This window comes from Chryseobacterium sp. GP-SGM7, assembly GCF_049166575.1.
GTDB lineage: Bacteria > Bacteroidota > Bacteroidia > Flavobacteriales > Weeksellaceae > Chryseobacterium.
In genome coordinates, this window is record NZ_JBMHFF010000004.1 from 204,508 (window position 1) to 225,995 (window position 21,488).

Sequence of the window (21,488 nt, forward strand, 5' to 3'; positions counted from 1 at the left end):
TATAAGCTAATTGTTTTCTATTTTATATATCCGTTTATTACTCTTTGAATTCCCGTTTTAAAAAGTTTAGAATTAAAATTTAACAATAAACCCAATCTATAATTTCCTAATTTCAAATAATTCAATAATTGCGCATTGTGAAAATTGTCTAGCGCTTCCTGAGCTTTAATTTCTACAACAATTTTATTTTCAATTAATAAATCAATTTTGAAAGCATTCTCTACTTTTAGATTTTCATATTGTATTGAAAGAAATTTCTGTCTTTCAACTAATAATCCTCTATTTTTTAATTCATATTCAAGGCATTGCTCATACACTGTTTCATATAAACCACTTCCAAGAGCTCTGTGAATCTTCAATCCTGCATCAACTATAATCGCCGAAATTTCGTTTTCATTCATTATGCGTTTTTTATCTTTTTGGAACACGAAGTTCACAAGGTTTTTTATTTTAATACTGCTAATTTTCTTAGTCTCACAAAGCCGCTTTGCTTGTAAGAGAAATAGCATATTGTAAAAACTTTCACTTTGATGCTTTTATAAGCGAAGCGGCTTTGTGAAACCTATTTCGCATTATAAAAAACATCTCTGTGCCCTTTGTGTTCAATTACTTTCTACTAAGCCACTCACAAATCGGATCATACAGCGTATCTATATTTCCGGCACCTACTGTGAGTAAAATATCAAAATCTTTATCTTTTATTTTATTAAATGCTTGAGATAAATTTGAAATTTCTTTTTTATCTAAAGTCACTTTTTCCAGCAACCAATCTGAAGTAATTCCTTCAAAGTTCTCCTGAAGCTCTCTTGCCGGATAAATATCAAGCAAAATCAACTCCTCAGAATTGCTTAAACTTTCTGCAAACCCATCTGCAAAATCTCTCGTTCTGCTGAATAAATGCGGCTGAAAAACAACCAGTAATTTTTTATCCGGATAAAACGTTTTAATCGACCCAACAACCGCATTGATTTCCGTTGGATGGTGCGCATAATCATCGATATAAATTTTTCCGTCCGGATAAATATGTTTTGTATATCTTCTTTTAATTCCTTTAAAATTGGCAATCGCTTTCTTTAAAGTTTCAAAATCAACTCCTAAATTGTGCAGAATTGCCAAAGCAACCGTTGCATTTTCTACATTGTGAATTCCAGGAATTTCCCAGACAAATTCTTTTATTGTTTCGGTTGGCGTATGAAAATCAAAGTAGATTTTATCATAATCCATTCTCAGATTATCTGAATAATAATCAGCTTTTTCGTTGACTGCATAAGTCTTATGATTTCTTCCGATTTCAATCCCTTTTCTTACAAAAAGCTGCTTGTCATCTGGAACTAATGCCGCAAATTCTCTGAAACCTTCTTCAATTGTATTTTTATCACCATAAATATCCAGATGATCGGCATCTGTAGAAGTGATCACTGCCCAATCCGGAGAAAGATTAAGGAAACTTCTGTCGTATTCATCAGCTTCCACCACGGAATATTCTGTTCCGTTGTAAAGGAAATTTGATTTAAAATTCTCAGAAATTCCACCCAGAAAACAAGAAAACGGCAAATCTGCTTCTTTACACAAATGCGAAACCAAAGTTGACGTTGTAGTCTTTCCATGAGTTCCTGCAACGGCGATACAGTTTGTGTTTTCAGTGATTAAACCTAAAACTTTTGCTCTTTTTAAAACTTCAAACTGATTTTCATTAAAATAATCTAAAATCCCCAGTTTTTTAATTGCCGGAGTATAAATGACCAATGTATTTTCTTTTTGAAGCGACGTGATTTTCTCATTAATAACATCATCAAAAACAATATCAATTCCCTCACCCATCAAAGCCTGAGTGAGTTTGGTGTTGGTTTTATCGTAGCCTGAAACTTTCTTGCCCGAAGCATGGAAATAGCGCGCCAAAGCACTCATCCCAATACCTCCGATTCCAACGAAGTAAAAATTTTGATATGTTTCTAAATTATTCATTCTTATTTATTTGAGATTTAAAGTTTGAGATTTGATATTGTTAATCGATCTCAATCTTTTGTTATCTCTTATTTTATTATTTTAAAACATCATTTTGTCATTCCTAGGAACCAAGAATCTCAATTCAGATTCTTTATTTGCCAACTTCAACCGGAACAACACATTTTATTTGTTTATCCTTATTCTACTAATAATTTTTATAACTGAAAAGTCTGATTCCTATCCAAAATAAAAATGCGATTCCGGAAATAATCAGAATATTTTGCCCGTGGCTTCTGTCTTGTCGGCTAAAACCATACATTCTATCACCATTTGGCAATGCTTTTTTGTAATACATCAAATAAGCACCTATAAAAATCCCAAAAAGTCCTCCGAGAACTGCACAAACATATCCAATGACAATCAGCCAGGTCGGACTTATTTCCTCGGTAGCAATACTTTCGATTCTCTGCTTATTTATTATTTTTAAAAGCTCTGGATTAATTTCTTTTCCTCTTTCTTTTAATATTTTTTGAGCGAGTAGATAATCAAATTTATTCCATTCTTCTTTTTTGGTAACGATCTCAACCAATTCTTCATCAGAATATTCAAAAAGATGGTAACCTTCCTCTACATTTTCGACTTCGTCTTTAATAAGCTCCTCTTCTAAGTTTTCAACAAAAACAAAATCATCTTTATGAATCTTCAGCTCAAATTGTTTTGTATTGATGTCTCCACCAAAACTTGAATCCAGCTGTGAAGAATTATTTACCAACTCATTAACAATTTGGTTATCCTCCAGAATTTTTATCAATTCTAAAGCATCATCTTCATAAATGAATTTTCTGTATGTAGAAAGCTCTGTTGACATTATTCAATTATTTTAAAAATCTCATCTACAATCTCCTTTGCCGCATTGGGTTTAGCAAAATATTTCAGATTGTCTGACATTTCTTTTCTTACACTTTCATTTTCGCAGATTTCTGATAAAGTAGTCCAGAATTTTTCTTTCATTTCTGAATCTTTTACCATTCTTGCTGCATTTTTTCCCACCAGATTCATCGCATTTTTTGTTTGATGATCTTCCGCAGCAAATGGAAACGGAACCAAAATTACCGGTTTCTGGGCCACTGCTAATTCTGAAATCGCAATTGCTCCTGCTCGAGAAACAATGACATCAGCTGCAGAATATGCGGTTTCCATGTCTTTGATGAATTCCTTTATTTGGATGGAAGACGGAAGTTTGATGTCAGAAGTTTTTTTAGCTTCGCTATATTCACTTCCAGCTTCCGGCTTCTGGCTTCCAGCAATTTCAGCATAATCCAATTTTCCGGTCTGCCAGATTAATTGGTAACCTTTTTCTTTTAATTTGTCTAAATTCTCTTTCCAGCCGTTGTTTAATGTTCTTGATCCTAATGATCCGCCAACAGAAAGAATCGTCAGTTTATTTTTATCTAAACCTAATTTCTCTTTTGCCTGAGAAGTTTCCTGCATTCCTGAAACAATGTTCTCACGAATCGGATTTCCTAAAAACTTTATCTTTTCAGCCGGAAAACCTTCCACTTTCGGGTAGGCTGTAAACACAGCTTTTGCTTTTTTACTCAAAATTTTATTCGTGACTCCTGCATAAGCATTCTGTTCCTGAATAAAAATTGGAATTCCCATTTTACTGGCCTCATAAAGAGCCGGTCCGCTTGCAAAACCACCTGTTCCGACTGCAAAATCGGGGGAGAAATTTCTGATTATTCTTTTAGATTTAGATAAACTTTTTAAAATTTTAAAAGGCAAACCTAGATTAGATAATATATTTCCTCTGTCGATTCCTGCAATGTCAATTCCTTCGATTTTGTAGCCAGCTTGCGGAACTTTTTCCATTTCCATTTTTCCGTTGGCTCCGATGAACAAAAATTCTGCATCAGGAAATCTTTTCTTGATTTCGTCTGCAATAGCGATTGCCGGGAAGATGTGTCCTCCTGTCCCGCCTCCGCTTAATAAAACTTTTATTTTTTTGTTCATCATCATCAGTTTAAGCTGTCGGTTGATTTTCAATTAAATCAATAAATTCTACGCCGATAGAAATTTCATTTTTACCATCAACCTCAGTTTTTGAGACTGATTTTACCGTGTACATCGCATCACTTAACTCTATCACTTCATCAACTTCCAGTCTGAAAGTCTCAAGAAAATTTGTGATATCTTCGTTTTGTTCAATAATCACAGGATTTTCTGAGTTTTTACTGTCGGTAAATGTTATTTTTCTTATTTCCATTTTGTTTGGTGTTTATGCAATGTCGTTGATCTCAACAATACTTTGTTTTTTTCCCATTCCTTCTTCATCGTAAATCTGAATTCTTGAGCTTATATTTAAAATAATTCCAAGCTGGATGTAAGTTACCAACATTGATGTTCCTCCATAACTTATCAGTGGCAAGGGTTGTCCTGTAACCGGAATCAGATTCACTGCAACGGCAATATTTACTGCCAGTTGAATGAAAATCATTACCCCGAGACTGAGAACGAGCAACGAACCGAAAAATGCGGGCATTTTACTCGCAATCATCACAATCCGGACAATCATAATCAAATACATACTGATTAAAAATCCTGCCCCGATCAAACCATATTCTTCAACAATGACGGCAAAAATAAAATCGGATGCAGATTGCGGAAGCATTTGCTTTAAAGCAGATTTTCCGGGTCCCATTCCTGTAATTCCACCATGAACAATGGCTGCTTTAGCCTGCATGACCTGATAATTTTTTGCTTTTACACTTTCATCATCTACATCAGCAGATTTTGCTTTGCTTGACGTAAAGGTTTCAATACGGCTCATCCAGGTATGAACTCGGTTTCCTCCGATTAAGTTTGTATTAAGTGCAATTAATAAAAACAAAGCAATAGCGACAAATGATGCGGAGATAAATCCTGCAATGTATTTCCAATGTAATTGCCCAATAACCAAAACAATCACAGAAACCATTAAAATCATCAATGCTGTCGAACCATTATCTTTTGCAACCAACACAAAAACCAATAAAATTGGTCCGAAAATGTACATAACATTCTCAATCGGAAGTCTTTCTCTTGTTATTTTCTTGGTTAAATATCTGCACAGATAAATAATCAACATTAAAAAAGCAAAAGATGACGGCTGAAAAGAAATCGGTGTTCCGGGAATTTTCAGCCATCTTGAAGCACTTGCTCCGTCGATAGTTTGCCCCGTAAACATCGTAACAATCAGAAGAATGATCATTAAACCCAACATAATGCTGCTGAGTTTTCCCATATATTCGTACTTCACGGTTCCTACCAATCTCATGATTGCCAAACCTAAAACCACGAAAAACATATGTTTCATCACGTGTCCCGTTGTGGTTCCGTTGTTTACAATATATTCGAGGTTTGAACTTGCAGAATAAACCGGGAAAATAGAGAAAATGGAGATCACAAGAATGACCATCCAAAGTACTTTATCGCCCTTTAGAAATTCGAATCTGCTTTCCTCTAAATTCTGTTCGTTCATATTTTTCGCTTTTGGCTTTTGGCTAATTGCCATTGGCTTTTAAAACCTGCTCTTTAAACTGACGACCTCTGTCTTCATAGCTTTTGAAAAGATCAAAACTTGCACAACAAGGAGAAAGTAAAACCGTATCTCCGTTTTTTGCCAGCGCTTTTGAAGTTTTCACAGCTTCATCCATACTTGAAGTGCTGTAAATAAATTCCTTTTTGTCTTTAAAGAAGTCAATAATTTTCTGATTATCAATTCCTAAGCAGACAATTGCTTTTACTTTTCTTTTCACCAAATCTTCTACTTCAGTGTAGTCGTTTCCTTTATCAACGCCTCCAACAATCCAGACTGTGGGAGTTTTCATGCTTTCTAAAGCGTAATATGCTGCATTGACGTTCGTTGCCTTGCTGTCATTGATGAATTTTACGCCATTAATTTCAGTTACAAATTCCAAACGGTGTTCAACTGCCTGAAATGTCATCAATGAATTTCTTATGCTTTCATTATTGATTTCCAATATCTTACCGGCAATTGAAGCTGCCAAACTGTTGGCAACATTATGATTTCCCAATAAAGACAATTCTTCAACTTTCATTGAAAATTCATCTTTAAGTTTCACCACAATTTTATCTTCTTCTACAAAACCTCCTTCATTCAAATGTTCATTGGTAGAAAAAGGAATCATTTTCGCTTTAGTTTCAAATTTTTCAAGAATGTTTTTGCTCATTTCATCATCTTTATTGTAGATGAAAAAATTATCATTCTTCTGGTTTTCAGCTATTCTGAATTTTGCTAAAGCATATTCTTCATAGTTGTAATTATATTGATCCAGATGATCTTTAGACAAATTCAACAGCAAAGAAATGTACGGTCTGAAATTCTGAATATCATCCAACTGGAAAGAGCTTACCTCCAAAACATAATATTCATGGTTTTCATCCGCAACCTGCTTTGCAAAACTGTAACCTATGTTTCCGCCTAAACCTACATTTAAGCCGTCATTTTTCAGGATATAATAGATTAAAGACGTTGTCGTTGTTTTTCCGTTGCTTCCTGTGATAGCGATGATTTTTGCATCTGTAAATTCTGAAGCAAATTCAATTTCAGAAGAAAGTCTGATTCCTTTCTCTTGAATTTTAGTAATCATCTCAGCTTTTTTAGGAATTCCAGGACTTTTTACGATCCAGTCTGCATCGAGAATTCTTTCTTCATCGTGGTTTTCTTCTTCAAAATCAATATCATTATCCGTCAAAAATTGTTTATAGTTTTCCTTAATGGCTCCTTTGTCTGAAAGAAATACTTCCAAACCCTTCTTTTTTGCCAAATAAGCAGCACCACAACCGCTTTCGCCACCTCCTAAAACAACTATTTTCATACTCTTGCTTTTTGCTTTTGCCATAAGCTTTTAGCTTCAGGCTTTGCTCATTTCTATCTCATTTTCAATGTAATGAGACATACAATTGCCAACATAACCCCAATGATAATCATTCTGTTAACGATTTTACTTTCGTGAAATCCTTCTTTCTGATAATGATGATGCAAAGGAGACATTTTGAACAATCTATTGTTTTGGGCATATTCCAACCCGAATTTTCTTTTTCTGTATTTAAAGACCACCACCTGAAGCATTACCGAAATATTCTCAATTAAGAAAATTCCGCAAAGCACAGGAATCATTAATTCTTTTCTTAAAATAACTGCTAAAACCGCAATTACTCCGCCCAACATTAGACTTCCTGTATCGCCCATAAAAACCTGAGCCGGATACGTATTATACCAAAAGAAACCAATCACCGCACCTACCATGGCGACAACAAAGATTGTGGTTTCACCCATATTGGGAAGGAACATAATATTAAGATAATCTGCAAAAATGATATTTCCGGAAACGTAAGTGAAAAATGCCAATGTCAATAAGATCACCGTACTGGTTCCTGCAGCAAGACCATCAATTCCGTCGGTAATATTGGCACCATTTGAAACAGCGGTTACGATAAAAATAACAACAGGAATAAAAACAATCCAGGCCCATTCATGAGCGTCTTCGTCACTCATCCAAAATAAAACTCCGCTGTAATCGAACTCGTTATTTTTTGTAAACGGAACTGTGGAAACTGTAATTTTTTCTGTAGGCATAAAGTTTTGTTCAACATTATTTCTATTGACCACTTTCGCATCGGCATATTTTCTTTTCACCGTAATTTCAGGATGGAAATACATTGTAACTCCGATAATTAGCCCTAAACCAACCTGACCTACAATTTTAAATTTACCGCTTAATCCGTCTTTATTTTTTTTAATCTTCTTTAAATAATCATCCAGAAAACCAATGGCTCCCATCCAAATCACTGTCACGATAAGAAGAACAATATAAATATTGGTAATTCTTGTAAACAGCAAGACAGGAATTAAAGTCGCAATGATAATGATGAAACCACCCATTGTAGGCGTACCTTCTTTTTGTTTTTGCCCGTCTAAACCAAGATCACGCACCAACTCGCCCATTTGTTTTCCTCTCAGGTAATTGATGATATTTTTTCCATAGACAAGAGCAATCATTAAAGACAACAAAACCGACATTCCTGCACGGAACGAAATATACCTCAACATTCCCATTCCCGGAATGTGGATGCCTTGACTCGTTAGATATTCGTATAGATAGTATAGCATTTAGTTCAAAGTTTATGGTTTAAGGTTTAATGCTTAAATTTATTTACTCATCAGCTTCCACAGCTCATTGATTACTTCTTTGTCATCAAAATGATGTTTTACACCCTTTAATTCCTGATAATTTTCGTGACCTTTTCCGGCAACGAGAACAATATCTTTCGGCTCAGCAAATTTTATCGCCATTTTTATCGCTTCTCTTCTGTCCGGTATTGAAGTGTATTTGCTGAAATTCTGAGGTTCAACACCAGCTTCAATTTCTTTTATAATCGCAGCAGGATCTTCTGTTCTTGGATTATCCGAAGTGATGATTGCCAAAGTCGATTTCTTTGAGGCAATGTTTCCCATTTCAGGTCTTTTTGCATGATCTCTGTCTCCTCCGCAACCGAAGACTGTAATCAGTCTTTCGTTTTTCGTTCTGATATCATTGATGCTGTCTAAAACATTTTCCAGTGCATCGGGAGTGTGTGCATAATCTACGATGAAGAAAATTCCGCCATCGGATTTGAACGTTTCAAATCTTCCAGAAACTCTTTTTAATCTGCTGATGGCCTGAAGAATTTCGTCCTGCTCAAATCCTAATTCTGCAGCAATTCCGAACACCAAAAGCAGGTTGTAAACATTGAATTTACCTGTTAAAGTCGTCCAGAATTCTTTTCCGTTAAAATTTAACAGCATTCCGTTGAAATCAACTTCCAAAAGTCTTCCGTGGTAATCTGCCATTGTTTTCAAAGCGTAAGATCTTTTTGCAGCCTTTGTATTTTGAAGCATAACATTACCGTTTTTATCATCAATATTCGTGATGGCAATGGCATCATCATTCAATTCATCAAAAAATCTTTTTTTCGTTTTTAAATAATCGTCAAATGTTTTATGATAATCTAAATGATCGTGGGTAAGATTGGTAAATCCGGCAATTTTGAAGTATAGACCTTCAATTCTGTTTTGAGAAATTCCGTGTGAACTTACTTCCATAAAAGCAAATTCGCAACCCGTCTCAACAGCTTTAGCTAAAATCTGATTAATTGTAATCACATCCGGTGTTGTGTGTGTTGCAGGAATTATTTCTTCTCCGATTCTTATTTCAACCGTAGAAAGTAAAGCCGAATTATAACCTAAATTTCTAAAAACATCAAACAGTAAAGTGGAAACAGAAGTTTTGCCATTCGTTCCTGTAACGCCGATTAACTTTAATTTTTCAGATGGATTTCCATAAAAATTAGAAGCCAAATGCGCCAAAGTTTTTGATGAATCTTTTACTTTGATGTAGGTAATATTTCCATCTAAATTCTCGGGTAAATCTTCGCAAACAATTGTTTTTGCGCCTTTCTCAATCGATGATGCAATAAATGAATGTCCGTCTGCAACAGTTCCTTTCACTGCGATATACAATGAATTTTCTGAAACTTTTCTGCTGTCGAAAACCAATCCAAAAACTTCACGATTGTTTTCACCGTGGATTTCTAAGACTGGAATTCTTTTTAATAATTCATTTAACTGCATTGCTGATGCTTTTTATATTTAATTCTTATTGAATGTTTAATTCTTAATAGAATTTTATCCTATTCTTTATCAAATCGTCCTTTCAGGACTTTTTTAATTTTGCAGAGACAAATAAATTCTCTGATTTTTACTGATTGTTGTGCCTTCTAAAGGGAATTGTTCTTTAATTCTTCCAACACCTTTAAAATCTACACGATAGCCTAAATTTTCCAATTGCGGGATTACGTTTTTACCGATTAATCCAACCACACTTGGCATTTGTTTATTATTTACTGCGACTTTTACATTTGGTTCAACCATTTTATTTAGGTTTACCTTTCTGTCGACAAGCATTTCTTTTTCAACATTTTGAGGTGTTTTTAAGAATGTTTTACCTGCAATTTCTTTAAAAACCGGCGCTGAAACTGTTCCTCCGTAAAATCCTTTTGCCGTATTGGGCTCACTGATCATTACATAACACGTGTATTTCGGATTATCTGCCGGATAAAAACCAGCAAATGACGCTCTGTATTTCATGGGACCAGGAAGCCAATATTCAAATCTTGCCGTTCCTGTTTTTCCAGCCATTTTTAAATTCGGTGTGAAAATGCTTCTGCCCGTTCCTTTTTCAACCGCTTTTGTTAATGCATCGGTCATCATTTTGACTGCTTTTTCTGAAGCCATTTTCTTTACCATTACCTGAGTTTGTGCCTCAAAAGTCACTTTCCCGTTCTGCATTATTTTATCAATGAAAAGCGGTTTTACCATCTTGCCTTTATTGGCAATTCCATTATAAAAAGTAGCGAGCTGCAAAATATTTATATTCGTCCCGTATCCGAAACCAATAGAAGCCAACGCTCCTGCATTCCATCTCTTGTTTTGAGGTGTAAGATTATTTGGCTTTGTAATTCCCGGAAGTTCAATATCCATTTTATCGAATAACTTCCATCTTCTTAAATGGTCCAGGAAAATCTCGGGTTTATCTGCATAATATTTTGTGATGAGCTTTGCTGTTCCAACATTGCTTGATTTAGCCAAAACATCAGAAATATCGTAAGTTCCGCCACCGTGACCGTCTGTAATTCTTTGTTTTGCGTATACCCAAATTCCGTTTCCGACATTTACTGTCGTATTTTCATCGATGAAACCATCATCCATCGCCGCCAAAAGTGAAACGACTTTAAAGGTTGATCCCGGTTCAATATTATCTTTAATGGCATAATTGTATGCGTCCACATAGTTTCCTTCTTCATCCTTTCGAAGATTTACCATGGCACGAACTTTCCCGGTTTCTACCTCCATTACGATGACTGTTCCGTGTTTCGCTTCAAAATTCATCAATTGTTTTTGCAATGCTGAATGCGCAATATCCTGAATTCTGAGATCCAGCGTTGTATAAACATCCTGTCCGTCTGTTGGTTCGCTAACTTTCCAGTAGTCAATTGGTTTCCATTGAGAAGAATTGACTCTCTGTTCTAATCTGCTTCCGTCAATTCCGGTAAGATATTTTGAAAATGCACCTTCAAGTCCTGCTTTTGCTACTCCGTTATCGATTCCTATTGTTCCTGAACCGATTTCAGAAGTTGCCAATTCACGTTTATAATTTCTGTCAACTATAAAACCGCCTTTATTTTTTCCTCTTTTGAAAATCGGGAACTTTCTGATTCTGTCATACTGATCAAAATCCAATCCCTTCACCAAAGAATAATACTGGTTTTTATGTTTCTTCTGCTCGTCGAATCTTTTTCTGAAATCTGCTCTCGGTTTACCGAACATTTTGCTTAAAGAATCTGTAAGTGCACCAACATTATTGCTGTAAACGGTATCTTTTATGGTTTTAAAATCAAGATAAATATCGTAACGCATCACCGTTGTTGCCAAGATAGATCCGTCTGAAGCATATAAATTTCCACGAGCCGCTTTTAAGGTTGCTGTACGGTAATTGCTGTTGATATAATCGTCTTTAATTTCCTGAACATTGGTATTCTGAAGAATTACAATTCTTGCCAAAAACATCACAAACACGCATAAAGCAAGCGTTGCGAACAGGTAACCCCATCGCAATGTTTTCTTTCTTTTGTTATCGTAATCATTTTGTTTTTGCATCGGTACTATCCAATTTAATTAACAATTTGTGTGGGTGACTTTCTAAAGTCATGAGTGAATCTGCGGCTACTTCTTTGCCTAGTTCAGATTCCATTTTTACTTTGATCAGCTTACTTTGTGCATAAGCGTTTCTCGATTTATATTCTTCAGTTTCTTCTTTTAAAGCATTAACAATTTTAATTTTTTTATTGACTAAATGATTGCTGTAAATCATCGCCATCATCAACACAAACAACAACAGGAAAAATTTGTAATGAACTTTTATTTCATCACGGTTCAGGAAATTCCCTTTTATAATGTCTATAAAAGTGAGTCTCTTCTGAGGTTTATATGTTGTTCTTTTTGCCACCTTATTTATTAGTAATTGGTAATGAGTAATGTGTAATTATTTATCATTGCTTATTACCGATTGCTTATTACTTATATTTTTATTCCTGTTCTCATTTTAGCACTTCTCGCTCTGGAGTTTTCTTCAATTTCCTTATCATCAGGAACTATTGCTTTGCTTTTCACCAGCTCGAAGGCTTTTTCGTAATTTCCATAGATATCACGTTGTGGTTCACCTTCAAACATTCCGTTTTTCAGGAATCTTTTTACCAAACGGTCTTCCAACGAATGGTAAGAAATCACAACTAATCTTCCTCCCGGTTTCAAAATTTTATAAGACTGAACCAGCATTTCTTTTAAAACCTCAAGTTCCTGGTTTACTTCAATTCTTATTGCCTGAAACAACTGCGCATAAAATTTATTAACTTTATGAGGCGGAAGATAACTGAAGAGTTTCTTTAAATCATCTGTTGTTTCAATCGTTTTATTTTTTCTGTGATGAACAATATCACGAGCCAATTTTCTCGCTTCTCTCAATTCGCCATAGTAATAAAAAATATCGGCTAAAGACTCTTCATCGTAATCATTGATCACTTTTTTGGCGTCGAGACTCTGCATAATATTCATTCTCATATCAAGAGGCGCATTGCTTCTCGTGGAAAAACCTCTTACTGCTTCATCAAACTGATGTGAAGAAACACCCAGATCGGCTAAAATTCCGTCAACCTGAGAAACGCCATACATCAGCAAAGAGTTTTCAAGAAATCTGAAATTCTGGTTTATAAGAGTAAATTTCGGGTTATCCAATTTGTTTTCAAGTGCATCCAGATCCTGATCAAATGCGTATAACTTTCCATTTTCGGAAAGTCTTTCTATAATTTCGCGTGAATGTCCACCGCCGCCAAACGTACAGTCCACATAGATTCCGTCTGGATTCGTCACCAAATCATCCACACTTTGCTTCAATAAAACGGGGTTGTGATACATGCTCTGTTTGTGCTTATTTTAATTATTCTTCTTCAAAAGTTCCCATTACATCTTCTGCAAGACTTGCAAAATCATCTTCATTGGTTGCAATTACTTTTTCGTATGCTTCTTTATCCCAGATCTCAAAAAGTTCGCCCGCACTCGTCACCACAATATCTTTCGTTAAATTGGCAAAATGCGTAAGATCTTTAGAAATTTGCAGTCTTCCGGCGCCGTCAAGTTCCACCGTTTTCACTCCTGCTGTAAACATTCTGATAAAATCTGCATTTTTTTTGATGAATCTGTTTAATTTATTAATCTTTTCCATCAGTTTATCCCACGCTTTCATAGGGTAAACTTCGAGACACGGCTGAAACACAGAACGCTTTACCACAAAGGTTTTATCCTCAAAATCCTCCATCTGCTTTGTAAGCGATGAAGGTACTTTAAGGCGACCTTTGTCGTCTATTTTGCACTCATATGTTCCAATGAAATTTCTCATTTGGGACAAAATTAGAAATATTTTTCCAATATCTCCCACTTTCTCCCACTTTTTGACTTAATGTTAATAAGTTTTGATAACAACTGATAATCAAACACATAAATATTTTATATATAAAAATTAAGAAAGCCTTTTATACATCGCATAATAAAAAGAATTTTAAAAAATGATTGGAGTAATCGTTTATTATATTATTTTTAGTTTAAATTAGATATATCAAAATGTTTTTGGTGTTTAATTTGTATTTTTGCAAGGCTTACAAAGGCAACTTATGAGATTTAGTACAAAAAAAGAAAAGAAATACAACTTTATAGAAGCTGGGGAAGGTCACCCGCTTGTGCTTTTGCATGGGTTAATGGGTGGATTGAGTAATTTTGATACAATGGTGAATTTTTTTTCAAAAAAAGGTTTTAAGGTTTACGTACCTCAATTACCCATTTACGATTTGCCGGTACTCAATACCAATCTCACAACGATTGCGAAGTATGTTATTAAATTTATCGAAACCAATATTGGTAAACCCGTTACCGTTGTAGGTAATTCTATGGGTGGTCATGTCGGTTTAATTTTAACTTTAGCGAGACCAGACTTAGTACAAAACCTTGTATTAACAGGAAGTTCAGGTTTATACGAAAGAGCATTTGGCGATAGTTTCCCAAGAAAAAACGACCGCTCATATATAAGGAAGAAAGCAGAAGAGGTTTTTTATGACCCAGCTGTGGCCACTGAAGAATTGGTAGACGAAGTTTTCAGCGTGGTGAATGACCGAATGAAGGGAATCAAAACCGTGATGTTGGCAAGAAGTGCCATCAAACACAATATGCTGAATGATCTTCCTAAAATATCAAGACCAACGTGTTTGATTTGGGGAAAACAAGATAATGTAACACCTCCGGAAGTTGCAATCGATATGAATAAGTTTATTCCAAATTCAGAATTATTCTGGATTGATAAATGTGGTCACGCCGCAATGATGGAAAAACCAGATGAATTTAATGAAATTCTCTACAACTGGGTAAAAGACAAAATATAAAATGATAAACCATTAAGACCCTTCTTAATGGTTTATTTTTCTAAATAAAATTCTAAAAAATGGTTATAAAAACAGCAGAGTTTGTAAAAAGCAGCGGAAAATGGCAGGAATGCCCTGAAGGAACGATTCCTGAATATGCTTTTATCGGACGCTCAAACGTAGGAAAATCTTCACTGATCAACGGAATGCTGAACAGGAAAGATTTGGCAAAAACTTCAGGAACTCCGGGAAAAACTCAGTTGATCAATCATTTCATCATTAATGAAAGCTGGTATCTTACCGATTTACCGGGATATGGATACGCAAAAGTCTCAAAAGTGATGAGAAGGGATTTTGAAAAATTAATTAATAACTATATTTTAAACAGAAATAACCTAGTAAATCTTTTTGTTTTGGTTGATTCCCGTCACAGTCCGCAAAATATTGATTTGGAATTCATCCAATGGTGTGGAGAAAGTGGCGTTCCTTTTTCAATTGTTTTCACAAAAGCCGATAAACTTAAGCCAAACGTATTGATAAAAAATGTAGAAGATTACAAAGCCGAACTTCATAAAACATGGGAAGATTTACCCGAAATTTATGTTACTTCCGGAGAAAAGAAAACGGGAACTGAAGAAATTCTAAGTTTTATTCAAAAAACAAATGAATTTTTGGCTAATAACAGTGTGACATTCAATGAGTAATATGGTTTGGAAAATAAAAAGTTTTGAAGAAATCACCACTTCCGAACTTTATGAGATAATCAAAGCACGAGTTGATGTTTTTGTGGTAGAACAAAACTGCCCTTACCCCGATTTGGACGGATACGATCAAAAAGCAATTCATCTTTGGGCAGAACAAGACAATACGGTTCTAGCTTACTGCAGGATTTTTGATAAAGGAATTAAATATAAAGAAACTTCAATCGGAAGAGTTTTAACCTCAGAAAAAGGGCGAGGGAAAAGTTTAGGCAAACAATTAATACAATATGCCGTAGAAACGATAGAAAACAGATTTAAAACCTCAGAAGTAAGAATTTCCGCACAGGATTATCTGCTGAAATTTTATTCGGGTTTTGGCTTTAAAGACACCGGAAAGAAATATTTGGAAGACAATATTCCGCATACTGAAATGTTTAGAAGCTAATAAAAAATAAAACGAGTCGAACTAAAAAAGTCCGGCTCGTTTTTATTTAGATAAAATTATTTTAAGGATGTTCGTTTCTTGCTCTTTTTACAAGATCCACCAAATCTGAACCTCCACTTGCAAAATTAATACTTGGATTATGTGCACTTTGCGTAGCTACAGCATAAGGTTGCCCATCCCAATATGCCCAAAACGGACCACCGCTTTGTCCGGGCCAAATATCTGCTTTATGACTGATGCTCTGATTATCATCCGGACTCCAGAAATCACCATCTAAAGCAATTCCCGTTTGATAAGTCGGTCTCTGAGTTCCCGTTAAATCAGCAGGATAACCTGCGTGAGTAAAAGAAGCCTGTCCGTCCCAAGAATCTGAGTAAGACTTAGAACCAAGCCATCCTGTGCTGTTTCCAATCGGGCGATCTAAAACTATCACTACATAATCAAACTGTACTTCTGTAGAATCTATTGTAGGACCTGCAACTTTATATTTATAATACGTTAAAGTTCCCCAAGCACTTCCGTAAGGCGCACTTCCGTTATAATACATTGGAGTAAATTTTAACCAACCTGTGCTGTTATTCGGTTGCCAATCTACAATGTGAGCGCAGGTAAGAAGATGTCTCGGACCAATCATTACGCCGCTTGCAATTCCTAAAGAGCTTTCTACTCTTCCCACGCAACGCCACGGATAAGCTGTAGAATTAAAAACTTTTCTCTGATCCGGACCGAAAATAGTTCTTGCTCCTTCCACTGTTAAAAAAGATTCTCTTTCGATGAATTTTGGTTTACGGTCTTTTTTGGGTTCTAATTTTGGGTGATATTCGAAATCTGAATGCGTTGGATAAAAATAATCGGTTTCAGTAGATTCGTCATTTTTCGATCTTTCGCCCAATACAACTCCGACTGATTTCATTCCTTTGGGGAAATTTCTTCCGTCGATTGTTATCATTTCGGGTTCTTGTTTCAATGATTTTTCGTTTACTGATTTTTCGGATGACTTTGCTTTAATTGTTTTTAGTTTTAAAACTTCTTCAGCAGACATTGGGTTGTTTTTTTCAATATTAGACATGATTTTTGGTATTAATCAATTTTTTCCTACTCTTTGGATGGCTTTTCGGATTCCGCCAATTATTTTTATGAAAATATTTTTTGTGAAAATTCTGCAGTGATGCTTTCGGTCTGGTTAATTTGGGCAGCTCCCATTGCAGCCAAAGCAATTGCAACCTGTTTATCGAGTGTTTTTCTTATGATGTTTCCGTTTGTTGCTCTTAAAACTTTACAGAAATGATAGGTAAAATATCCTCGGATTTGTCCGCTCATATTTCCTTCCATGGAAACCTGATTGTCTTTACAGGCAGCCCACATCGTATGATTCAGTCCAGCGACAGGAACAAGAGCCTTTGTTGAAAATGCCATTTTTTTGGAAGATTTAGAAGCAGACACCTCAGTTGCATACGTCATATAAAACTCATCTTCCAACATTGGCGGAATAAAACGTGCAGCTTCGAAAGACATATCCATTTCCAGTCCTAGATCCATTTTCCGGGTTCCGGTTCCCGAATGACAGCAATCAAAAATAACTTCCAGATTTACTCCCGCTTTAAGCTTACTTAAAACCGTTTTGAAATCATCATCACGAATTACTCCTGCGCTTGCATAATCGTGCGGACAAATTGCTTCATCCAAACCGTCAATTTCTAAATCCGTTCCGATGTTCGCAACTCTCGTTCCGTGTCCAGAATAATAGAAAACCAATGAATCTCCTTTTACACTTTGAGCTACAAGAGCTTTCAGATAAGCTAAAATATTGGCTCGTGTTGCATTTTGGTTGGTAAGAATTTTAATCTGAGAAGGATTAAATCCGCAAATCACCAAAGTATTTGCCATGTCTCGTGCATCATTGATGCATCCGTTCAAATCCGGACCGCCCGATCCGATCGGAGCATAGTCATTGATTCCTACAATAAGTGCTTTTTTCATTTTGTCAAGTTTTTTTTAATTTCCCTACTCTTTTAAAGCTTTTCGGGTTTCGCTGATTATTGTTATTTGGTATGACAAAATTCTATCTTTCAACACAACAAAAACAGAGGAAAAAAACTCATTTATTACAGGAAAAACACTTATTTTAAAATCATAAAACTTTGATTTTAAACAGAATAAAACTCAAACTGTTTTTAAATAAAGGATTTATTCTAATTTGTTCTCGCAGATTTTTCGGATTGAGGAGATTTAAGTGAAATTTAAAACGACATTGAAAAGACATAAAAAATCCTTCACTGAAAAATCAGGAAGGATTTTTTAAAAGTAAACATTTAGTTATATCGTAGAAATCAGCACAAATTGTGTTTTAAAGCAAAAATCACAAGACCGACTCGGTTTTTTATCTCCAGTTTTATAAAAACGGAATCTCTGTAACCGTCAACAGTTTTCGGGCTTACAAACATTTTATCGGCGATTTCTTTATAAGTAAGTTCGCTACATGCCCATTTTATGAATTCCAGTTCTCTGCCTTTTAATTCCGAAAGCAAAGAAGCTGTTTTTATATCTTCTGCTTTTACTTTTAATAGTTTTTGGGCTACAAAATCGGTATAAAAACTTCCTTTTTCAAAAACGGTATCAATTGCCTGAAAAAGTATGGATGGCTGCATATCTTTTAATAAATATCCTTTTGCTCCGGCTTTCAGCATTTTAATCAAGACTTTTTCATCATCTTCCATCGTCAATGCAATTACTTTGACGTCGGGATGGTTTTCAGACAGCCATTCTGTGGTTTCTATCCCGTTTTTAAATGGCATATTAATGTCCATCAAAACTACAGCGGGTAATTCTGAGGCTTTTTCTAAAGCTTCAATAAAATCTTCGCCATTCTGATGATTCATCATCACACGATATTGCGGATTTTCCATAATCATATTTTCCAATGCCTTTGACATTAATGTATGATCATCGACTATAGCTATCGGAATTGTTTTCATTGGTCGTTTTTGTAATAGGTTATTGAAGTCTGTGTTCCTTTGTCAAGTTCAGATTGAATAGAGAATTCTGCCTGAATAATTTTTGCCCGCAATTCCATATTTTTTAATCCGGAACCGTCTTTATTAAGGTTGGTATTAAATCCTTTTCCGTTATCGGAAATGAGAATATTCACTTTTTCGTGGTCATCATTAATTTTTATTGAAACATTTTTCGCTCTGGAATGCTTCAGAATATTATTAATACTTTCCTGAATAATCCTGAAAAGGATCAAACCATGTTTTGGCGTGATATCAATATCGTGCTTTTCAGTAATTAATTCTATTGTAAGCAGTCTCAGTTTCCTGATTTTAATGATTTCCCTTTCCAAAGATTCTATCAACCCAAAATGAATGACCTGTTCTGTAATTAAAGTTTTAGACAAATCCCGAATATCCTGAATACATTCGCCTAATAATTCGTTTAATTCTACTAGTTCTTCCTTTTCGGAATCATTCATTTTAGCAATCAATTGGTTTTGCCTTAAACGTACTACGGAAAGCTTTTGACCTAAATCATCGTGCAGTTCCTGACCGATATAATTTAAAGTTTGTTCTTTCATTTCGATTTGAGAAGTCGCCAATTCTTTTTCAAACCGCATATCTTTTTCTTTCTGCTCAATCAATAAAGTTGTTTTTTTCTGAATGAAAATCACGTAAACGAAAATCATCGTTAAGACAATGATAAATAGCGTAATCGTGAAAATAATAATCAGATTATTTTTTTCCATGCTTTAAAATTCGACTTGTTAAGTTTTATCCTGCTTGCTCCAAAATAGTCCAGCGGCAATAACTCCACTACTGATAAGGTTTAATAAAAATAAAATAAAAAAGTATATGTCAGACTCAACGGATGTCCTGAAATAAAAAATCGGAATAATTCCAATATAAAAAATCAGCAAGCCCACAGAAATCCAAAAAGGAAGATAATTTTTAATCTCAAATATTTTATCCGAATTAAAGGTTTGATACAGAAACAATATGATTGAAAACGTTAATAAAAGGATATTAATGTAAAACATTTTAAAAGAAAGATGCTCAAATAATCCATTATCAAGATAAAGCATTACTACAATCGTTAAAACAAAACAAGCGAGAATGGCAATCTGTATTTTTTTTAAAACAGGGACATACAATAATTTAAAATAATACAGGAGATACATAAAAAAGACGACTGTAATAAAAACACTGAAAAACTTTTCTGTAAATGATTTGGTAAATTTGGCGTAGAAATAGAAAAAGAAGTCTGTCCCAGATAAAAGAATGTATCCTGCGAAAAAAAAGAAATTAACTTTATCTATTTTTCTGGAGCGGATTGCTACTAAAATCATCATGATAACCAAAATTACCATCCAGATTTGTTTTCCTAATTCTACATTCCAAGTCATGGTTATTTTACTTTTAATTCATTGTGTTTGTCATCGAGTTCGGTGGTGGCGAAAGATTCATCATATTCATCGGTTGAATTTCTTTTACATCTTCATTCTCATCCGTAATCATACCTCTTCTTTTCTGCATACTGTTTGTAGAATCCTGAGATTTTTTTGCAGTAGGCATTAAAAAAACAGTCTGGTAACCCGCATATTCAGGTTTTGCCATTTTATTTACAGGATGATTTGCAGGATATTTTCCCATATAAATTCTAATTCCGACATCTTTCAGATTTTTTTCCTGAGCATTTTCTTTTACATATTTAATGTAGCCCTCAATTTCTTCAATAGAAAACCAATACCAACGAGAATCCGGATTTCCATTCCTCGATTCCATAAGAACTTTATTATTGGTAGCAGAATATTCATCGAAAAGAACCTTGGCTTCTTCATGGGTAATCAGCTTCTTTTTATAACTGTCATCAACCGGAGGTTCTGGCGGCGGTGGAGAACAACGAATAGCAGTAAACAGAAAAACAGCTAAAAACATCACACTCAAAAGCGAACTTACATTCTTAAATAAAATTGGAGTTTTCATCTTTTAAAATTTATAAGGTTATGTAACAAAAGTAGTTATATGCCAAATGATAAAAAAGAGGAAAAACACTGTTTTTGAAATTTATGAGAAATAATTTTGTGTAAGTCTCTATTAATGTGAAGATGTCTTGTTGCAGTTAAATGAAGCTATGATTTTTGCATAAATAAGAATCCGTCTCACAACCAATACATGAGACGGATTCCTACTTATTTATCTATCACTTTTATGTTGGGTGATGAAGCGGGATGATTTCTAAATATATATTTATATTTTTTATCTTCAAAAATACCTTTTACAAAAACATCTTTTTTATCACGAGTTCCTATTTGATGAAAAGTTGCAACATCTACTAATTGTTTTAGCTTTATAACTTTATCTTTATAAAGAACATTATCTAGATAGACTGTTTTATTATCTTGTGGATTCTTTTCACTTGCCACATCTACCTTACCTTTTAGGTAAATATTAGCTTGTTTATCCCTATAAAGTAGATCCTTTTTTATCATAGAATATTGACTTTTTTGATAAGGACTGAATAAACCAAATAAGATTGATATAAAAATAATTATTCTCATTTTTTTTAAATTTCGGATTTGTTTACTTATGTACAAAGTAAATTTCCACGTATCTATCCTTTATGATAGAATCTTTCTTGATATACTTTACATTAATCAGTTTTGTGATACTAAATTTCCGTTATAGCATGATGAATCAGCCCAACAATTAGTAAGTAAGAGATTGTTTTTTTCATTTTTTAATAGTATCTACACGAACATATTAACATGTGATCAGTATTAAATTTTATATTTCAGATATCCAAGTTCTAATTTTCAACTGTTTGTTATTTAG

The 21,488-nt window shown here is 34.5% G+C and carries 23 protein-coding genes; 3 read left to right on the forward strand and 20 right to left on the reverse strand.

What is annotated here, in order from left to right:
* Nucleotides 1-17 precede the first annotated feature (17 nt).
* The 13 genes from ACOOWA_RS15835 to mraZ form a co-directional block, all read right to left on the reverse strand.
* On the reverse strand, nucleotides 18-401 hold the full coding sequence (locus tag ACOOWA_RS15835; RefSeq protein WP_421376680.1) for a GxxExxY protein: 384 nt from the start codon (nucleotides 399-401) through the stop codon (nucleotides 18-20).
* A gap of 205 nt (nucleotides 402-606) precedes the next feature.
* The gene (gene murC / locus ACOOWA_RS15840; RefSeq protein ID WP_421376681.1) at nucleotides 607-1,965 is read right to left on the reverse strand and encodes a UDP-N-acetylmuramate--L-alanine ligase; all 1,359 of its coding nucleotides are present in this window, start codon (nucleotides 1,963-1,965) and stop codon (nucleotides 607-609) included.
* 187 nt (nucleotides 1,966-2,152) lie between these two features.
* Nucleotides 2,153-2,815, reverse strand: a complete 663-nt coding sequence (locus tag ACOOWA_RS15845) for a hypothetical protein (RefSeq protein WP_421376682.1) — start codon at nucleotides 2,813-2,815, stop codon at nucleotides 2,153-2,155.
* On the reverse strand, nucleotides 2,815-3,960 hold the full coding sequence (gene murG, locus ACOOWA_RS15850; protein ID WP_421376683.1) for an undecaprenyldiphospho-muramoylpentapeptide beta-N-acetylglucosaminyltransferase: 1,146 nt from the start codon (nucleotides 3,958-3,960) through the stop codon (nucleotides 2,815-2,817). Before murG ends, ACOOWA_RS15845 begins: the two co-directional genes overlap by 1 nt.
* 10 nt (nucleotides 3,961-3,970) lie before the next feature.
* Complete coding sequence (locus tag ACOOWA_RS15855) at nucleotides 3,971-4,213, reverse strand: hypothetical protein (RefSeq protein WP_421376684.1); 243 nt, start codon at nucleotides 4,211-4,213, stop codon at nucleotides 3,971-3,973.
* A gap of 12 nt (nucleotides 4,214-4,225) precedes the next feature.
* The gene (locus ACOOWA_RS15860; RefSeq protein ID WP_421376686.1) at nucleotides 4,226-5,467 is read right to left on the reverse strand and encodes an FtsW/RodA/SpoVE family cell cycle protein; all 1,242 of its coding nucleotides are present in this window, start codon (nucleotides 5,465-5,467) and stop codon (nucleotides 4,226-4,228) included.
* 22 nt (nucleotides 5,468-5,489) lie between these two features.
* Nucleotides 5,490-6,827 carry a UDP-N-acetylmuramoyl-L-alanine--D-glutamate ligase gene (gene murD, locus ACOOWA_RS15865; RefSeq protein ID WP_421376688.1) on the reverse strand — a complete coding sequence of 446 codons (1,338 nt, stop codon included), beginning with the start codon at nucleotides 6,825-6,827 and terminating at the stop codon, nucleotides 5,490-5,492.
* Nucleotides 6,828-6,880: 53 nt separating this feature from the next.
* On the reverse strand, nucleotides 6,881-8,122 hold the full coding sequence (mraY, locus tag ACOOWA_RS15870) for a phospho-N-acetylmuramoyl-pentapeptide-transferase (RefSeq protein ID WP_421376689.1): 1,242 nt from the start codon (nucleotides 8,120-8,122) through the stop codon (nucleotides 6,881-6,883).
* Nucleotides 8,123-8,161: 39 nt separating this feature from the next.
* Nucleotides 8,162-9,622, reverse strand: coding sequence for a UDP-N-acetylmuramoyl-L-alanyl-D-glutamate--2,6-diaminopimelate ligase (locus tag ACOOWA_RS15875; protein WP_421376691.1), 1,461 nt, complete (start codon nucleotides 9,620-9,622; stop codon nucleotides 8,162-8,164).
* A 93-nt stretch (nucleotides 9,623-9,715) separates the two neighbouring features.
* The gene (locus tag ACOOWA_RS15880) at nucleotides 9,716-11,707 is read right to left on the reverse strand and encodes a penicillin-binding transpeptidase domain-containing protein (protein ID WP_421376692.1); all 1,992 of its coding nucleotides are present in this window, start codon (nucleotides 11,705-11,707) and stop codon (nucleotides 9,716-9,718) included.
* On the reverse strand, nucleotides 11,691-12,056 hold the full coding sequence (locus ACOOWA_RS15885; protein ID WP_421376694.1) for an FtsL-like putative cell division protein: 366 nt from the start codon (nucleotides 12,054-12,056) through the stop codon (nucleotides 11,691-11,693). Before ACOOWA_RS15885 ends, ACOOWA_RS15880 begins: the two co-directional genes overlap by 17 nt.
* 71 nt (nucleotides 12,057-12,127) lie before the next feature.
* The gene (gene rsmH, locus ACOOWA_RS15890) at nucleotides 12,128-13,021 is read right to left on the reverse strand and encodes a 16S rRNA (cytosine(1402)-N(4))-methyltransferase RsmH (RefSeq protein ID WP_421376696.1); all 894 of its coding nucleotides are present in this window, start codon (nucleotides 13,019-13,021) and stop codon (nucleotides 12,128-12,130) included.
* 22 nt (nucleotides 13,022-13,043) lie between these two features.
* Entirely contained in the window at nucleotides 13,044-13,502 is a 459-nt protein-coding gene (gene mraZ, locus ACOOWA_RS15895) for a division/cell wall cluster transcriptional repressor MraZ (RefSeq protein ID WP_421376698.1), read from the reverse strand.
* A 271-nt stretch (nucleotides 13,503-13,773) separates the two neighbouring features.
* Between mraZ and ACOOWA_RS15900 the strand changes: the two genes are divergently transcribed.
* Genes ACOOWA_RS15900 through ACOOWA_RS15910 form a run of 3 tightly spaced genes read left to right on the forward strand, consistent with a single transcriptional unit; the run spans nucleotide 13,774 to nucleotide 15,660 of the window.
* Nucleotides 13,774-14,535: an alpha/beta fold hydrolase gene (locus ACOOWA_RS15900; protein ID WP_421376699.1), complete on the forward strand. Its 762-nt coding sequence runs from the start codon at nucleotides 13,774-13,776 to the stop codon at nucleotides 14,533-14,535.
* Nucleotides 14,536-14,594: 59 nt separating this feature from the next.
* Nucleotides 14,595-15,218: a ribosome biogenesis GTP-binding protein YihA/YsxC gene (gene yihA, locus ACOOWA_RS15905; protein ID WP_421376701.1), complete on the forward strand. Its 624-nt coding sequence runs from the start codon at nucleotides 14,595-14,597 to the stop codon at nucleotides 15,216-15,218.
* A complete protein-coding gene (locus ACOOWA_RS15910; RefSeq protein WP_421376703.1) occupies nucleotides 15,211-15,660 on the forward strand; it encodes a GNAT family N-acetyltransferase in 450 nt (149 codons plus the stop codon). Before yihA ends, ACOOWA_RS15910 begins: the two co-directional genes overlap by 8 nt.
* 61 nt (nucleotides 15,661-15,721) lie before the next feature.
* Here the strand turns inward: ACOOWA_RS15910 and ACOOWA_RS15915 are convergent, their stop codons facing one another.
* From ACOOWA_RS15915 to ACOOWA_RS15945, 7 genes are all read right to left on the reverse strand, one after another.
* Nucleotides 15,722-16,729 (reverse strand): trypsin-like serine peptidase, encoded by a 1,008-nt coding sequence (locus tag ACOOWA_RS15915; protein WP_421376705.1) that lies wholly within the window; start codon nucleotides 16,727-16,729, stop codon nucleotides 15,722-15,724.
* Between the two features lie 65 nt (nucleotides 16,730-16,794).
* Complete coding sequence (locus tag ACOOWA_RS15920) at nucleotides 16,795-17,640, reverse strand: caspase family protein (RefSeq protein ID WP_421376706.1); 846 nt, start codon at nucleotides 17,638-17,640, stop codon at nucleotides 16,795-16,797.
* Nucleotides 17,641-17,990: 350 nt separating this feature from the next.
* A complete protein-coding gene (locus tag ACOOWA_RS15925) occupies nucleotides 17,991-18,635 on the reverse strand; it encodes a response regulator transcription factor (protein WP_421376707.1) in 645 nt (214 codons plus the stop codon).
* Complete coding sequence (locus ACOOWA_RS15930; RefSeq protein ID WP_421376708.1) at nucleotides 18,632-19,402, reverse strand: sensor histidine kinase; 771 nt, start codon at nucleotides 19,400-19,402, stop codon at nucleotides 18,632-18,634. The genes ACOOWA_RS15925 and ACOOWA_RS15930 overlap by 4 nt, the downstream gene beginning before the upstream one ends.
* Before the next feature lie 18 nt (nucleotides 19,403-19,420).
* A complete protein-coding gene (locus tag ACOOWA_RS15935; protein ID WP_421376709.1) occupies nucleotides 19,421-20,059 on the reverse strand; it encodes a hypothetical protein in 639 nt (212 codons plus the stop codon).
* Nucleotides 20,060-20,072: 13 nt separating this feature from the next.
* A complete protein-coding gene (locus ACOOWA_RS15940; protein WP_421376710.1) occupies nucleotides 20,073-20,639 on the reverse strand; it encodes a hypothetical protein in 567 nt (188 codons plus the stop codon).
* 206 nt (nucleotides 20,640-20,845) lie between these two features.
* Nucleotides 20,846-21,214: a hypothetical protein gene (locus ACOOWA_RS15945; protein WP_421376711.1), complete on the reverse strand. Its 369-nt coding sequence runs from the start codon at nucleotides 21,212-21,214 to the stop codon at nucleotides 20,846-20,848.
* Nucleotides 21,215-21,488: the final 274 nt, after the last annotated feature.